The organism is Kitasatospora sp. NPDC056273 (assembly GCF_042268845.1).
Lineage (GTDB): Bacteria > Actinomycetota > Actinomycetes > Streptomycetales > Streptomycetaceae > Kitasatospora.
Genome location: NZ_JBHJSJ010000006.1, coordinates 186,459 through 200,587, shown reverse-complemented (window position 1 = coordinate 200,587; position 14,129 = coordinate 186,459). Strand labels below are relative to the sequence as shown.

16 protein-coding genes are annotated in these 14,129 nt (G+C 74.5%); all 16 read left to right on the top strand.

The window, feature by feature from the left end; translation table 11 throughout:
- Window positions 1–4: 4 nt before the first annotated feature.
- The 16 genes from ACFCY1_RS08310 (at window position 5) to ACFCY1_RS08235 (ending at window position 14,118) form a co-directional block, all read left to right on the top strand.
- On the top strand, window positions 5–1,303 hold the full coding sequence (locus ACFCY1_RS08310; RefSeq protein ID WP_375873975.1) for an ATP-binding protein: 1,299 nt from the start codon (window positions 5–7) through the stop codon (window positions 1,301–1,303).
- Between the two features lie 121 nt (window positions 1,304–1,424).
- Window positions 1,425–2,207 (top strand): ABC transporter ATP-binding protein, encoded by a 783-nt coding sequence (locus ACFCY1_RS08305; protein ID WP_241852722.1) that lies wholly within the window; start codon window positions 1,425–1,427, stop codon window positions 2,205–2,207.
- A 97-nt stretch (window positions 2,208–2,304) separates the two neighbouring features.
- On the top strand, window positions 2,305–4,863 hold the full coding sequence (locus ACFCY1_RS08300; protein WP_375873974.1) for an ABC transporter permease: 2,559 nt from the start codon (window positions 2,305–2,307) through the stop codon (window positions 4,861–4,863).
- 67 nt (window positions 4,864–4,930) lie between these two features.
- On the top strand, window positions 4,931–5,353 hold the full coding sequence (locus tag ACFCY1_RS08295) for a GNAT family N-acetyltransferase (protein WP_375873973.1): 423 nt from the start codon (window positions 4,931–4,933) through the stop codon (window positions 5,351–5,353).
- A gap of 153 nt (window positions 5,354–5,506) precedes the next feature.
- Window positions 5,507–6,076 carry a hypothetical protein gene (locus ACFCY1_RS08290; protein ID WP_375873972.1) on the top strand — a complete coding sequence of 190 codons (570 nt, stop codon included), beginning with the start codon at window positions 5,507–5,509 and terminating at the stop codon, window positions 6,074–6,076.
- Window positions 6,077–6,133: 57 nt separating this feature from the next.
- A complete protein-coding gene (gene hisI, locus ACFCY1_RS08285; RefSeq protein WP_074000946.1) occupies window positions 6,134–6,505 on the top strand; it encodes a phosphoribosyl-AMP cyclohydrolase in 372 nt (123 codons plus the stop codon).
- Window positions 6,506–6,553: 48 nt separating this feature from the next.
- The gene (locus ACFCY1_RS08280; RefSeq protein ID WP_049650355.1) at window positions 6,554–8,077 is read left to right on the top strand and encodes an anthranilate synthase component I; all 1,524 of its coding nucleotides are present in this window, start codon (window positions 6,554–6,556) and stop codon (window positions 8,075–8,077) included.
- A 20-nt stretch (window positions 8,078–8,097) separates the two neighbouring features.
- Complete coding sequence (locus tag ACFCY1_RS08275) at window positions 8,098–8,550, top strand: Uma2 family endonuclease (protein ID WP_375873971.1); 453 nt, start codon at window positions 8,098–8,100, stop codon at window positions 8,548–8,550.
- Window positions 8,551–8,701: 151 nt separating this feature from the next.
- On the top strand, window positions 8,702–9,232 hold the full coding sequence (locus tag ACFCY1_RS08270) for a TIGR02234 family membrane protein (protein ID WP_241852746.1): 531 nt from the start codon (window positions 8,702–8,704) through the stop codon (window positions 9,230–9,232).
- A 156-nt stretch (window positions 9,233–9,388) separates the two neighbouring features.
- Window positions 9,389–9,652, top strand: coding sequence for an HGxxPAAW family protein (locus ACFCY1_RS08265; RefSeq protein WP_049651218.1), 264 nt, complete (start codon window positions 9,389–9,391; stop codon window positions 9,650–9,652).
- Between the two features lie 110 nt (window positions 9,653–9,762).
- Entirely contained in the window at window positions 9,763–10,212 is a 450-nt protein-coding gene (locus tag ACFCY1_RS08260; RefSeq protein WP_049651217.1) for a DUF2752 domain-containing protein, read from the top strand.
- 341 nt (window positions 10,213–10,553) lie between these two features.
- Window positions 10,554–11,360: an indole-3-glycerol phosphate synthase TrpC gene (gene trpC / locus ACFCY1_RS08255; protein ID WP_049651216.1), complete on the top strand. Its 807-nt coding sequence runs from the start codon at window positions 10,554–10,556 to the stop codon at window positions 11,358–11,360.
- A gap of 10 nt (window positions 11,361–11,370) precedes the next feature.
- Window positions 11,371–11,520, top strand: a complete 150-nt coding sequence (gene trpM / locus ACFCY1_RS08250) for a tryptophan biosynthesis modulator TrpM (RefSeq protein WP_188296911.1) — start codon at window positions 11,371–11,373, stop codon at window positions 11,518–11,520.
- Between the two features lie 53 nt (window positions 11,521–11,573).
- On the top strand, window positions 11,574–12,842 hold the full coding sequence (gene trpB / locus ACFCY1_RS08245; RefSeq protein ID WP_074000949.1) for a tryptophan synthase subunit beta: 1,269 nt from the start codon (window positions 11,574–11,576) through the stop codon (window positions 12,840–12,842).
- Window positions 12,843–12,844: 2 nt separating this feature from the next.
- Window positions 12,845–13,654: a tryptophan synthase subunit alpha gene (gene trpA, locus ACFCY1_RS08240; RefSeq protein WP_375873970.1), complete on the top strand. Its 810-nt coding sequence runs from the start codon at window positions 12,845–12,847 to the stop codon at window positions 13,652–13,654.
- A 260-nt stretch (window positions 13,655–13,914) separates the two neighbouring features.
- A complete protein-coding gene (locus ACFCY1_RS08235) occupies window positions 13,915–14,118 on the top strand; it encodes a hypothetical protein (RefSeq protein WP_049651214.1) in 204 nt (67 codons plus the stop codon).
- Window positions 14,119–14,129 lie beyond the last annotated feature (11 nt).

The following is a 14,129-nucleotide window of genomic DNA, read 5'->3' as shown; positions in this document are numbered from 1 at the left end:
CCCGGTGCGCGGGTTCCGCCGGCCGCGGCCGGCCCGGGCGTCCCTGCGGTGGAAGATCGCCGCGCTGGCGGCGGCCACGGCCTGCCTGGTCGTGGCGGCGGTGGGCGTGCTCGTGCACCTGTGGACCGCCCGCGACATCCGGAGCCGGGCCGAGGCGCAGGCCTTCAACGCCGTGTACTCGGCCATGGACGTCTACCGACGCACCGGAACTCTGGCGGACGGAGCCGAACTCGACCCGGCTGAGCTGCCCGCCGAGCTGCGCCACCCGGCCGACGACGCCCGGCACACGGTCCACGACGGGCGGGTCTACGGACCCCTCGGGCCGAGCGTCTGGGCCGCCCAGCGAACCGCCGGCCCCGGCAGCCCGGTCCTCGCCGTCCGGGTCAACACGGGCCCGCAACTCTACGGACTGCACCGGCTCGACCTGACCATGACCGTCGCGTCGCTGGTCGCGCTCGCGGCGGCCACGCCTCTGGCCGTCTACGGCGCCGGGCTGGTCGCCCGTCGGCTGCGGCAGGTCTCCGAAACCGCGGTCCGGATCTCCGCCGGTGACCTCGATGCCCGGACCGGGCCCACCGGGGGCAACGACGAGGTCGCCGACATCGCGGCCACCGTCGACCTCATGGCCGACAGCCTCGGACGGCGGCTGCGCACCGAGCGCCAGTTCACCGCGGACGTGGCCCACGAGCTGCGCACACCCGTCGGCGGCCTGCTGGCCACCGTCGACCTGCTGCCGCCCGGCGAGACCGAGGACCTGCTCCGCGCCAGGGTGCGCGACCTGTGCGCCCTGGTCGAGGACCTCCTCGAGATCTCCCGCCTGGACGCCGGGGCCGAGCAGCCGGTCCGCGCCAGGGTTCCGCTCGGCGAGGTCGTCGCCGATGCCGTGGCGCGCACCGGCCTCGACGCCGAGGTCACCGTCGCCGCCGCGCACGGCCCGGCCGCCGCGCACGGCCCGGAGGACGCGCACCGCTCGGAGGACGCGACGACCGTGGAGACCGACCCGCGCCGCCTGGAACGGATCGTCAGCAACCTCGTCGTCAACGCCCACCGCCACGGACGGGCCCCGGTGCGGGTCACCGTCGAGGGCCGCACCGTCGTGGTGCGCGACCACGGCCTCGGCTTCCCGGCGGACCTGCTGCTCCACGGCCCGCGTCGCTTTCACACCGGCGCCGCCGGGCGCGGTTCGGGCCACGGCCTGGGCCTGACCATTGCCCTCGGACAGGCTCGGCTGCTCGGTGCCGAGCTTCACCTGGACAACGCCCCGGACGGTGGGGCCGTCGCCACTCTGCGCCTGCCGGCCTGACCGCCCGGCTCCGCGGAACCGCTACGAAGCGGAGCGGACGCCGATACACGCCGGCGCGGGTCCCGATACGTCGCCCGGACACCCTTCGAAGTGCACCGTCCGCACCGAAGAGGAGTCCCCCGTGACCACCGTCCCCCTCACCCCGTACCCGCCGAACCCGGCCCCCGGGATCGCGGCCGCCACCACCGACCTGACGAAGGTCTACGGCAGCGGCGACACCCGGGTCGTGGCCCTGGACCGGGTCAGCATCGGCTTCCGGGAGAGCGAGTTCACCGCGATCATGGGCCCCTCCGGCTGCGGCAAGTCCACTCTGATGCACTGCGCCGCCGGGCTCGACACCCCCACCTCCGGCGGCGTCCGCATCGGCACCACCGAGCTGGGCTCCTTGCGCGACCGGCCGCTGACCCGGCTGCGCCGCGACCGGATCGGCTTCGTCTTCCAGGCGTTCAACCTGCTGCCGACGCTGACCGCGCTGGAGAACATCACGCTGCCGCTGAGCATCGCCGGCCGCCACCCCGACCGGCAGTGGCTGGACCGCGTGGTCTCCATGGTCGGCCTCTCCGGGCGCCTCGACCACCGGCCCGCGCAGCTGTCCGGCGGTCAGCAGCAGCGCGTCGCGGTCGCCCGCGCCCTCGCTTCGCGGCCCGCGATCGTCTTCGGCGACGAGCCCACCGGCAACCTCGACTCCCGCTCCGGCGCCGAGGTCCTCGGCTTCCTGCGCGACTCGGTGCGCGAACTCGGCCAGACCGTGGTCATGGTCACCCACGACCCCGTCGCCGCCGGCTACGCCGACCGCGTGGTGTTCCTCTCCGACGGACGGCTTGTCGACGAGATGACCCGCCCCACCCCGGACCGGGTCCTCGACGTCATGAAGCGCTTCGACACCCGCGCCCGCACCAGCTGACCCGCGCCCGCACATCCCCGTCGCTCCCACGCCCCGCCGCTCCCACGCCCCGCCGCTCCCATGCCCCGTCCCTCCCACGCCCCCGGAAGCCGAACCCATGCTGAGAACAGCCGTGCGCAACGTCCTGGCGCACAAGGCCCGACTGGCCATGACCGTCCTCGCGGTCTGCCTGGGTGTCGCATTCGCCAGCGGCACCCTCGTCTTCGCGGACTCGGCCGCGGCCGCCTACCGCGCCGCCGCGTCGAGGAACTTCGCCGACATCGCGGTCACCGTCACCGCACGACAGGCCCCGGCCGGGGCCGCCGCGGACCAGCCGGACAGCGTCCTCGACGACGCGCTCGCCCGGCGACTGGCCGCCGTCCCCGGTGTCGCCGCCGTGCGGCCGTCCGTCGACGGCCGGGCCGCCCTGAACGCGGCGGACGGTACCCCGTTGCGGGTCAGGCCGGGCGCGAACCCGGCCGCCGCCTACGTACCCGGCCCCGACGGCGAGGACCGCCGCCACCCCCTCGCCGCAGGCCGTGCCCCGGGGGGCGGCGACGAGATCGCCGTGGACAGCGGCACCGCTGCCGCCGGGCACCTGCACATCGGTGACTCGGTCACGCTGGCCACCGACGGCCCGGCCATGACCATGCGGCTCGTCGGCATCGTCACCACCACGGACACCCGGGTGCTCGCGGGCGGCACCCTGGTCCTGTTCGACCGGGCGACCGCCCAGCGGCTGTTCGCCACTTCGGGCCACTACACCGCGATCGACCTGTCCGCCGCGGCCGGCACCGGCCAGTCCGAACTCGCCCGGCGGGTCGCCACCGTGCTCCCGCCCGACAGGGCCGAGGTCACCACCGCCGCCGCCCGGGCCGCCCAGCAGGCGGTCTACGTCGGCACCCTGACGCGGGGCTACCAGAAGATGCCGACGGTCTTCGCCGGAATCGCGCTGTTCATCGGGTCCTTCCTGGTCATCAACACCTTCACCATGCTCGTCACCCGGCGCACCCGGGAGATCGCGTTGCTCCGGGCGATCGGAGCCTCACGCCGCCAGGTGGTCCGCTCCGTCCTCGTGGAGGCCGTCCTGGTCGGGCTCGCCGCCTCGGCGGCCGGGTTCGTCCTCGGCCTCGGCATCGCCGCCGTCCTGCCCGGCCTGCTGAGCACCGGCGGGGACCTGCTGCCCGACGGCCCGCTGGTCATCGGCCCGCGCCCCGTCCTGGCGGCGCTCGGCGTCGGGGTGGGGGTCACCGTGCTCGCCGCCTGGCTGCCTGCTCGCAAGGCCGCACGCGTCGCGCCCGTCGAGGCGTTGCGTACGGCGCAGCAGCCGCCCGCCGGCCGGTTCCGCGTCCGCGCCGTCGCGGGGCTCGCCCTCCTCGCCCTGGGCGTCGGCCTGCTCGTCCCGCTCACCGGCGCGAAGGACGCCTCGGAGGGGAACCTGCGCGGCGCGATGCTCGGCTGCGGCGTCCTCGTCCTCGCCCTGATCGTGCTGGCGCCGCTACTCGTGGTCCCGGCGATCCGGCTGATCGGCCGCCTGACCGGCCGTTCCGGGATCACCGGTCACCTCGCACAGCAGAACGCGCTGCGCGACCCGCGGCGCACCGCCGCCACCGCCGCCACCCTGCTGGTCAGCACCGCGCTGGTGACCGGCCTCGCCGTCATCGGCAACTCCACCGGGCAGGCGCTCGACCGTCAGGCCGCGGCCGGCCTCGGCGCCGAATACGTGATCAGCACCCGCACCACCACGACCGGCGTCGACCCGGCCGCCGTCCAGCGAGTCGCCCACACCGCCGGGGTGCGGGCCGCGAGCGCCGTCGCGGACTCCGTCCTGTTCATCGGCGGCCGGGTCCGTGACATCTCCGGTGTCGACCCCGACTCCGTGGACGACGTCATGAGGCTCGACTTCCTCAGCGGCTCCGCGAAGGACCTCGGGCCCGGCCGGATCGCCGTCTCCAGCACCATCGCCCGGGAGAGCGGCCTGAGCACCGGCAGCCAGGTCGACGCCACCATCGGCCGGAGCCGGACCTTCGCCAAGTACACCGTCGTGGGCGTCTACCAGGACAATCCCACCGCCCACGACGCCCTCGGCGCCCGCGCCGAGGTGCAGCAGGACGGCTTCCTGCCGGACTCCGTCCAGCGGATCCTGGTCCGCACCGACCCCGGCTCGGTCTCCCCCGCCACCGAGGACCGGTTGCGTGCCGCCGTCGGCAACAACCCGCTGCTGAAGGTGCAGGACCGGCCCGCACTCGTCCGCGAGGCCGCGGGCACCATGGGCAACCTGCTCACCCTGATGTACGGGCTGCTCGCCATCGGCGTCGTGATCGCGGGGCTCGGCATCGTGAACACCCTGGCCATCTCGGTCGCCGAACGAACCCGCGAGATCGGTGTACTGCGCGCCATCGGCATGGACCGCGCGGGCGTCCGGCGGATGATCCGCCTGGAAGCGGTGACCGTCGCGGGCTTCGGCACCCTGCTCGGCCTGGCCGGCGGCCTGTTCGGCGCTTGGGCCGTCGGAGCGTTGGCCAACGGCGCGGTGAGGCAGTACTCCCTGGCGCTGCCCTGGGGGACCCTGCTCCTCGTCTGCCTGCTGTCCCTCGCGGTCGGCGCTCTCGCCGCCGCCGTACCGGCCCGCCGGGCAGCCGCCCTGAAGCCGCTCGAAGCCGTCGCGGAGGCGTGACCCCGGGCCCCGGCACGGCAATCGCGGAACGACGAAGGCCCCGGCCGGCGAACCGGTCGGGGCCTTCGTGAAGGCGGAGGATACGAGATTCGAACTCGTGAGGGGTTGCCCCCAACCTGGGGCCACCCGGCACCTCAGCTTCGAACCCCGCACCCGTGAACAGGTCGAAGCGATCACCGCCCGCTCCATCGACTCCGCGCGCGCCACCCCGCGCACCGAGTACTGCCTCGCCGTCACCCGGCGCGGTGAACAGCGGCTGATCGGCTACGCGCGGCTGGCCACCGAGCCACAACAGGCCGCGACCATCGGGTTCGCCCTCCATCCGGCCGCGTGGGGCAAGGGCCTCGCCGCCTCGCCGTCCGGGCGAGGCAGCGAGGCGCGGGAAGCTTTTCTCTCGGGGATTCTTTGTTTCTTCCGCCTCCTTCCCCTGTGTGGGAAGGAGGCGGAAGAAACAATTTTCTTTTATTTGAATTTTCTCTATCCAGGATAGGTTTCCTGCGGCGTCACTTCAGGGTGCAGCCGGTTGGTGAGCCCGTCTCGGATGGCGGGTCTACCGACCTTCAGGTCCCGGCGGGCCGCCCGTACGGGGCGAGTTTGGCGAAGCGGCTGCCAGGTGGGGGCCGGGTGGGCCATCCTCGTGGCCATGACCTCCGAGCAGCCGCCGTCCGCAGTCGGCTCCCGCCCGTCCCGCGGCCTGGTCCTCACCGTTGCCGCCGTGCTGGTCGTCCTGCTCGCGGTGGTGGCCACCGCGGTGCTGTGGCCGGACGACAAGAAGCCGGCCGCCGCGCCGCCGCCGCCCACGCCGACTCCCACGGCCACCCAGACGCCGACACCCACCCCCACGCCCACGCCGCAGCCGCCGTACGCGTTCTTCCCGGTCGGCGCCTGCTTCGATCACCCGCAGCTGAGCCCGGTGATCACCAAGCCCGAGGAGCGTCCCTGCGCCGGGGACCACGACGGCGAGGTGATCGCCGACCTCAAGCTCGCGGACGGGATCACCGGCGACATCCCGCTGGCGCTCGCCATGCGCGACGGCTGCAAGGAGGTCGAAGCCGCCGCCAAGGCCCGCCAGGGCGACGGAAAGACCTACTACGGCCGCCAGTTCGGCCCGGCGATGGCCAACTACCAGCAGGGCTGGCGCGACTACACCTGCACCCTGGCCGCCAGCAACAAGCAGGGCGGCCCCAAGCTCACCGGGCAGCTGCACCCGTAGCGGCTCCGGCGGGGGAGCGAGGCGGGTGCGGCGGGGCGGGCTGACACAATGGGGCGCATGTCCACCACACCCGCCGCTCCCGGCAGCACCGCCCTCGCCCCCGAGATCGCCGCGCGGCTCAAGCGCTCCGAGGACGGGCTGGTCCCGGCCATCGCCCAGCAGTACGACACCGGCGAGGTGCTGATGCTCGGGTGGATGGACGACGAGGCGCTGCACCGCACCCTCACCACGGGCCGCTGCACCTACTGGAGCCGCAGCCGCCGTGAGTACTGGGTGAAGGGCGACACCTCGGGCCACGTCCAGGCGGTCAAGTCGGTGGCCCTGGACTGCGACGGCGACACCCTGCTGGTCAGGGTCGACCAGAGCGGCGCGGCCTGCCACACCGGCGACCGCACCTGCTTCGACGCCGACGTGCTCCCGCTCTCCTGACCCCAGTCCACTCGAAGAACTCAAGAACTCAAGAAGGTGCCGCCCGTCATGGATCTCGAAGCCTTCCGCAAGCTCGCCGTCGACACCCGGGTCATCCCGGTCACCCGCAGGCTCCTCGCGGACGGTCTCACCCCGATCGGCCTCTACCGCACCCTCGCCGAGGAGCGGCCCGGCACCTTCCTGCTGGAGTCCGCCGAGCAGGGCCGCAGCTGGTCGCGCTACTCCTTCGTCGGGGTGCGCAGCGCCGCCGCGCTGACCGTCGGCCCGGACGGCGGGGCCCGCTGGCTCGGCACCCCGCCGGTCGGCATCCCCACCGCGGGCGACCCGCTGGAGGTGCTGCGCGCCACCCTCCAGGCGCTGCACACCCCGCGGCTGGAGGACGACGGCCTGCCCCCGCTCACCGGCGGCCTGGTCGGCTACCTCGGCTACGACATCGTCCGCCGGCTGGAGAAGCTGCCCGACCTCAACCCGGACGACCTGGGCCTGCCCGAGCTGACCATGCTGCTCGCCACCGACCTCGCGGTGCTCGACCACGTCGACGGCACGGTGCTGCTGATCGCCAACGCCGTCAACCACAACGACCTGGCCAGCGGCGCGGACGAGGCCTGGGCGGACGCGGTGGCCCGGCTGGACGCGATGGAGGCCGAGCTGTCCAAGCCGGTCGACCCGGGCCTGGCCACCTTCACCCCGGCCGGCCCGGGCGAGGTGCACTCGCCGTTCGGCGGCGAGCCGTACCGGGCCGCGGTGGAGACGATCAAGGAGCGGATCCGGGCCGGCGAGGCCTTCCAGGTGGTGCCCTCGCAGCGCTTCGAGGCGCCCTGCCCCGCCTCCGCGCTGGACGTCTACCGGGTGCTGCGCACCACCAACCCCAGCCCGTACATGTACCTGTTCCGCTTCCCCGGGCCGGACGGCGGGGCCGAGGGCGGCTTCGACGTGGTCGGCTCCAGCCCGGAGGCGCTGGTCAAGGTCACCGACGGCGAGGCGATGCTGCACCCGATCGCCGGCACCCGGCACCGCGGCGACACCCCGCAGGAGGACGCGGAGCTGGCCGCCGAGCTGCTCGCCGACCCCAAGGAGCGGGCCGAGCACCTGATGCTGGTGGACCTCGGCCGCAACGACCTCGGCCGGGTCTGCGAGCCGGGCAGCGTCGAGGTGGTCGACTTCATGCACATCGAGCGCTACAGCCACGTGATGCACATCGTGTCGACGGTGACCGGCACGGTCGCCCCGGGGCGGACCGCCTTCGACGTGCTGACCGCCTGCTTCCCGGCCGGCACCCTCTCCGGCGCGCCCAAGCCGCGGGCGATGCGGATCATCGAGGAGCTGGAGCCCACCCGCCGCGGCCTGTACGGCGGCTGCGTCGGCTACCTGGACTTCGCCGGGGACTCGGACACCGCGATCGCGATCCGCACCGCGGTGCTGCGCGACGGCACCGCGTACGTGCAGGCCGGCGCGGGCGTGGTCGCCGACTCCGACCCGCACGGCGAGGACACCGAGTGCCGCAACAAGGCGGCCGCCGTGCTGCGGGCGGTCGCCACCGCCAATACGCTGCGGACGCCGGAACTGTCCTGACGTGTGAGGAGGCGGCCGGGATGCCCGAGGCGCCGTACGACGAGCTGCGCTGGGAGGCCGTTTTCGGGACGGCCTCCCAGATCCGGGAAGGGCTCGCGGGCGCGGGGCGGGTGCTGTCCGGGGTCCTGATCGACTTCCCGGCCGCGCACGGCCCGCTCGCCCCGGACCTGGTGGTGGTCGCCCCCGGCGCCGCCCGTACCGCCCGGGGCCGGTACGGGGCCGCGGACGCCGAGGCGGTGCTGGAGGTGGCGCACCCGGGCCGTGACCACGTCTTCGCGCGGGCCTGCGCGGAGAGCGGCGTGCCGCTGTACGTGGTGGTCGATCCGGCGGCGGCGGTCTGCACCGTGCACACCGCGCCGTCCCCCGAGGGGGTGTACCGGGAGGCGGAGCGGGTGCCGTTCGGCAACGACCTGTTCCTGCCGCTCGGCGGCCGCACGGTGGTGCTGCGGACGGACGGCCTCCCCACGCCGTAACCCGCCCCGCCCGCCGCCCGCCCGACGGCTCGCCCGACGGCCCGTTCCCCACCCCGGGTACGGACCCCGGCGTCGGTCGGGGGATAGTGGACGGGTGACCGCTGAGCAGACCCCCGCCCCCGCCGCCCCCAGCCGCCGCACCCTCGGCATCATGCTGCTGCTGACCGTGCTGAGCGCCGTGCTGGTGCTGACCGCGGTCGGGCGGACCTGGGCCGAGGGCCGGGCCGGCACCCTGGACGTGTCCGTCACCGGCGGCAGGATCTCCGAACTGCCCGGCGGGCTGGCCCTGGTGGGCCTCGCCGCGGCCGTCGCGGTGTTCGCGGTGCGCGGCGCCGGCCGGTTGGCGGTCGGCGCGCTGACCCTGTTGGCCGGGCTCGGCGCGGCCGCCGCCTCGGTGGCCGGGGCCGGCGACACCGCCGCGCTGGACGCCGAGGCCGCCCGCAAGCTGGCGCTGACCGGTTCGGCGGCCACCGAGGTCTCGCACACCGCCTGGCCCTGGGTCGCGCTGGTCGGCGGGGTCCTGCTGGCCCTGGCCGGACTGCTCACCCTGCGCTACGGCCGGGGCTGGCCGGCCATGGGCAGCCGCTACGAGGCGCCGACCCGCAAGGCCCCGGCGCGGACCGAGACGCCGGGCGACCTGTGGAAGGCCCTGGACCGGGGCGAGGACCCGACCGCGGTGTGAGCCGCGCGCACGTGACGCGGCCCGCGCGCATGTGACGCGATAGACCCGCCACCCGCTTTGGGCCGTCGGTGTGTGGCCCGGCACAATGGAACCCGTCAACCCGCCGGCGGCCCCGCAGGCCCGGCCGGGCCCCGAGAGCCAAGGAGCACCACTCAGATGGCAGCAGCAGCACACGGCCACACCACCGCCGCCTGGACCGGCGTCGTCATCTCCTTCGTCGGCTTCGGCGTCGCGGGCGTCGCCATGATCCTGCCGTCGGTTCTGCTCGTCTGGGTCGGCCTGGCGGTCATCCTGGCCGGTGGCGTGGTCGGCAAGGCCATGTCCCTCGCGGGCATGGGCAAGCAGCCCAGCGCCAACGTCTACAAGTCGGCCGAGGAGCAGCTCGCGGCCCGTGAGGCCCGCGCCGCCGTCGCCGCCTGACGACGGGCTCGTCGCACCACACGACCACACGTTTGTCGTACATCGGAACGGCGGGCGCGCCACGCCCGCCGTTTCGTCGTGTCCGGGCCCGACCCGGGCAGAATCGGGGCGTGAACGCCGCCCCCACCGCTTCCACCGCCTCCGCCCCGCCGCCCGTGCGGCGCCGGCTGAGCCCGCCGCTGACCGCGCTGGCGGCGGTGGCCGTCCCCGCCGCGTACGTCGCCGTGGTGGACCCGAACACCCCCGGGCACTACCCCGAGTGCCCGTTCCTGACCGCCACCGGCTGGTGGTGCCCCGGCTGCGGGGGGCTGCGCTGCGTCCACGCGCTGAGCCACGGGGACCTCACCGGCGCCCTGCACGACAACGCCGTCGTGGTCCTGCTGTTCGGCGTGCTGGCGGTGCTGTGGCTGCGCTGGGGCTGGGCCGCGCTGACCGGCGGGCCGCCGCCCAGGATCACCGTCGGGGGCCGGCGGTGGGCGCTGATCGCCCTGCTGGTTCTGGTGTTCACCGTGGTGCGCAACTCGGGGGTCGGTGCCGGGCTGGCGCCGCCGCTGGTCTGACCGGGCCGCGCGACCGCCGCGTCCCTGCTGCCGTACCGCGGCCCCTGACCGTGGTCCTCGACCGCGCGGCCGCCGCTTCCCGTACGCCCTGACGCCACGTCCCGGCCACCGGTCGAGGCCGGCTCGGAGAGCGTCCGAAAACCGGTGCGAAGACCGTCCGAAAACCGGTGCACGCCCGGTGAAGCCGCAGCTGGGGACCGCCGGAGCGGGAGTCCGGTCCGCGAGACGCGGTTCGAACCGGTGCGCCCCCCGCCCCCGGGTGCCGATACCATCGAAGAGTCGGTGGGCTGTCGCCCGCCGGCTCACGCCGGCCAACTGGCAGAAAAGATGGGGGCTCCTGAGTGAGTGTGCTCGACTCGATCATCGAAGGGGTCCGCGAGGACCTCGCCGAGCGGCAGGCCCGGGTCTCCCTGGACGAGCTCAAGGCGCTGGCCGCCAAGGCTCCGGAGGCCAAGGACGGCGTCGCCGCCCTCCGGGGCGACGGGGTCCGGGTGATCTGCGAGGTGAAGCGCTCCAGCCCGTCCAAGGGCGCCCTGGCCTCGATCGCCGATCCGGCCGCCCTGGCGGTGGACTACGCGGCCGGCGGTGCCGCCGCGATCAGCGTGCTGACCGAGCAGCGCCGCTTCGGCGGTTCGCTGGCCGACCTGGACGCCGTCCGCGCCGCGGTGGACACCCCGCTGCTGCGCAAGGACTTCATCGTCACCGCCTACCAGCTGTGGGAGGCCCGTGCGCACGGCGCCGACCTCGCGCTGCTGATCGTCGCGGCCCTCGACCAGCCGGCCCTGGTGTCGCTGATCGAGCGCGCCGAGTCGATCGGCCTCACCCCGCTGGTCGAGGTGCACGACGAGGAGGAGATCAAGCGCGCGGTGGACGCCGGCGCCCGGATCATCGGCGTCAACGCCCGCAACCTGAAGACGCTCGAGGTGGACCGCAACACCTTCGAGAACGTCGCCCACGCCATCCCGGACGGCATCGTCAAGATCGCCGAGTCCGGTGTGCGCGGCCCGCTGGACGTGATCAACTACGCCAACCTCGGCGCCGACGCGGTGCTGGTCGGCGAGTCCCTGGTGACCGGCAAGGACCCGCGCGCCGCGGTCGCCGACCTGGTCGCCGCCGGGGCCCACCCCGCCGTCCGGCACAAGGACTGACCCCCACCCCATGAAGATCGCCGCCCGACTCGCCCCCGGTTGCCGCCCGCGCGGCTGCCGCGCGCCCGCACGCCGGGTGCTGGGGCGTCGGGTGCGGTACGTCATCGGGTGCGAGCCCGGGCAGGTGCCGGGACGGCGATGGCGCGTGACGTCCGGCTGAAGCCCAGCCGGGAAGACGTCGTTGTCGTCCATCTCCGTTCAAGGGAAACCACCATGTCCGAAAAGGACTACCTGCCCGGCGCCCAGGTGCCGGACGCGCGCGGCTACTTCGGCGCGTACGGCGGCCGCTTCATCCCCGAGGCGCTGGTCGCCGCGGTCGAGCAGGTCGCCGAGGAGTACGAGAAGGCCAAGACCGACCCGGCCTTCACCGCCGAGCTCGACGCGCTGCTCAAGGACTACACCGGGCGCCCGAGCCCGCTGACCGACGTGCACCGCTTCTCCGCCGAGGCGGGCGGCGCGCGCATCCTGCTCAAGCGCGAGGACCTCAACCACACCGGCTCGCACAAGATCAACAACGTGCTGGGCCAGGCGCTGCTCACCAAGCGGATGGGCAAGACCCGGATCATCGCCGAGACCGGCGCCGGCCAGCACGGCGTGGCCACCGCGACCGCCTGCGCCCTGTTCGGCTTCGACTGCACCATCTACATGGGCGAGGTCGACACCCAGCGCCAGGCGCTCAACGTCGCCCGGATGCGGATGCTCGGCGCCGAGGTGGTGGCCGTCAAGTCCGGCAGCCGGACGCTCAAGGACGCCATCAACGAGGCGTTCCGGGACTGGGTCGCCAACGTCGACTCCACCCACTACCTGTTCGGCACCGTCGCCGGGCCGCACCCCTTCCCGATGATGGTCCGGGACTTCCACCGGGTCATCGGCGTCGAGGCGCGGCAGCAGGTGCTCGACCGGACCGGCCGGCTGCCCGACGCCGTCGTGGCCTGCGTCGGCGGCGGCTCAAACGCGATGGGGATCTTCCACGAGTTCATCCCGGACGCCGGGGTGCGGCTGATCGGCTGCGAGGCGGCCGGCGAGGGCGCCGAGACGCCCCGGCACGCGGCCACCCTCACCAAGGGGGACCCGGGCGTGCTGCACGGCTCCCGGACGTACGTCCTCCAGGACGAGGACGGGCAGACCATCGAGTCGCACTCGATCTCGGCCGGGCTGGACTACCCGGGCGTCGGGCCGGAGCACGCCTGGCTGAAGGACACCGGGCGGGCCGAGTACCGTCCGGTCACCGACGACGCCGCGATGCAGGCGCTGCGGCTGCTGTCCCGCACCGAGGGGATCATCCCGGCCATCGAGAGCGCCCACGCGCTCGCCGGGGCGCTGGAGCTGGGGCGCGAGCTCGGGCCGGAGGCGACCATCCTGGTCTCGCTGTCGGGACGCGGGGACAAGGACATGCACACCGCGGCCGAGTACTTCGGGCTGTACGACGAGCCGGGGGCCGGGTCCGCCGGGCCGGCCGACTCCGCCGAGGGGGGTAAGTGATCATGGCTTCCAAGCTGAGCGACATCCTGGCCGCGGCCAAGGCCGAGGACCGGGCCGCGCTGATCGGCTACCTGCCGGCCGGGTTCCCGACCGTGGACGGCGGCATCCGGGCGGTCAACGCGCTGATCGAGGGCGGCTGCGACGTGGTCGAGGTCGGGCTGCCGCACTCCGACCCGGTGCTGGACGGCGCCGTCATCCAGACCGCCGACGACATCGCGCTGCGGGGCGGCGTGCGGATCAAGGACGTGCTGCGCACCGTCCAGGAGGTCGCCTCCGCGCACCCCGCGGCGGCGGTGCTGGTGATGACGTACTGGAACCCGGTCGACCGCTACGGGGTGGCGCGGTTCGCCGCCGACCTGGCGGCCGCGGGCGGGGCCGGCTGCATCCTGCCGGACCTGCCGGTGGAGGAGTCCGAGGAGTGGCGCAAGGCGGCGGACGAGCACGGTCTGGACACCGTGTTCGTGGTCGCCCCCAGCAGCAAGGACGCGCGGCTGGCGGAGGTCACGGCGGCGGGCAGCGGGTTCGTGTACGCGGCCGCGGTGATGGGCGTGACCGGCACGCGGTCGGCCGTCGGCTCGATGGCCGAGGACCTGGTCGCCCGGACCCGGGCCACCACCGACCTGCCGGTCTGCGTCGGGCTCGGGGTCTCGGACGCGGTGCAGGCGGCGGAGGTCGCCCGGTTCGCGGACGGGGTCATCGTGGGGTCCGCGTTCGTGAAGCGGATCCTGGCCGCGGGCGAGGACGAGGAAGCGGCGCTGGACGCGGTGCGGGCCCTGGCCGGGGAACTGGCCTCGGGCGTGCGGCGGAGCTGACGCGCGGTAGGACCATCAGGCCGGCGGCCCTCCACTCCTCGGGAGTGGGGGGCCGCCGGTCTTTCGTGGGTGTGTTTCCGGGGCCGCGCTCCTGAGGGGCGCGGCCCCGGGCGCGCGGCATTTGCCGTGCGCGCCGACCGGAGTGCGGACCCGAACGGGTGAACAAGGGGTGGGGACACGCATCAGGCGGGGTTGGCGGACGTTGAGTGGAGGGAGGAGTGCACGAACGGTTGCCGGGGCGAGCGGGAAGGGGTGAGCCGGTGCGGAGTGTCCAGCGGGCCGTCCTGCTGCGGGCGGCGGCGGCCGTGGTGGTGCTCGTCGGCGCGGTCGGGGTGCACGTCGAGGTGGGCCACGCGTTGGCGAAGCGGGGCGCCGAGCGGGCGGAGCGGGAGGCGGTGGCGTGCGCGGAGGCGGCCCGGCACCCCGACCTGTTCGAGGCAGGGTGGTTGGCGGGGTGCCGCTGACGCTCGGGTGT

What these genes read in the sequence shown, in the direction of transcription:
- ACFCY1_RS08300 (WP_375873974.1), top strand. Translation starts at nt 2,305, where the DNA reads ATGCTGAGAACAGCCGTGCGCAACGTCCTGGCGCACAAGGCCCGACTG.
- ACFCY1_RS08290 (WP_375873972.1), top strand. Translation starts at nt 5,507, where the DNA reads ATGACCTCCGAGCAGCCGCCGTCCGCAGTCGGCTCCCGCCCGTCCCGC.
- hisI (WP_074000946.1), top strand. Translation starts at nt 6,134, where the DNA reads ATGTCCACCACACCCGCCGCTCCCGGCAGCACCGCCCTCGCCCCCGAG.
- ACFCY1_RS08280 (WP_049650355.1), top strand. Translation starts at nt 6,554, where the DNA reads ATGGATCTCGAAGCCTTCCGCAAGCTCGCCGTCGACACCCGGGTCATC.
- ACFCY1_RS08275 (WP_375873971.1), top strand. Translation starts at nt 8,098, where the DNA reads ATGCCCGAGGCGCCGTACGACGAGCTGCGCTGGGAGGCCGTTTTCGGG.
- ACFCY1_RS08270 (WP_241852746.1), top strand. Translation starts at nt 8,702, where the DNA reads ATGCTGCTGCTGACCGTGCTGAGCGCCGTGCTGGTGCTGACCGCGGTC.
- ACFCY1_RS08265 (WP_049651218.1), top strand. Translation starts at nt 9,389, where the DNA reads ATGGCAGCAGCAGCACACGGCCACACCACCGCCGCCTGGACCGGCGTC.
- trpM (WP_188296911.1), top strand. Translation starts at nt 11,371, where the DNA reads ATGAAGATCGCCGCCCGACTCGCCCCCGGTTGCCGCCCGCGCGGCTGC.
- trpB (WP_074000949.1), top strand. Translation starts at nt 11,574, where the DNA reads ATGTCCGAAAAGGACTACCTGCCCGGCGCCCAGGTGCCGGACGCGCGC.
- trpA (WP_375873970.1), top strand. Translation starts at nt 12,845, where the DNA reads ATGGCTTCCAAGCTGAGCGACATCCTGGCCGCGGCCAAGGCCGAGGAC.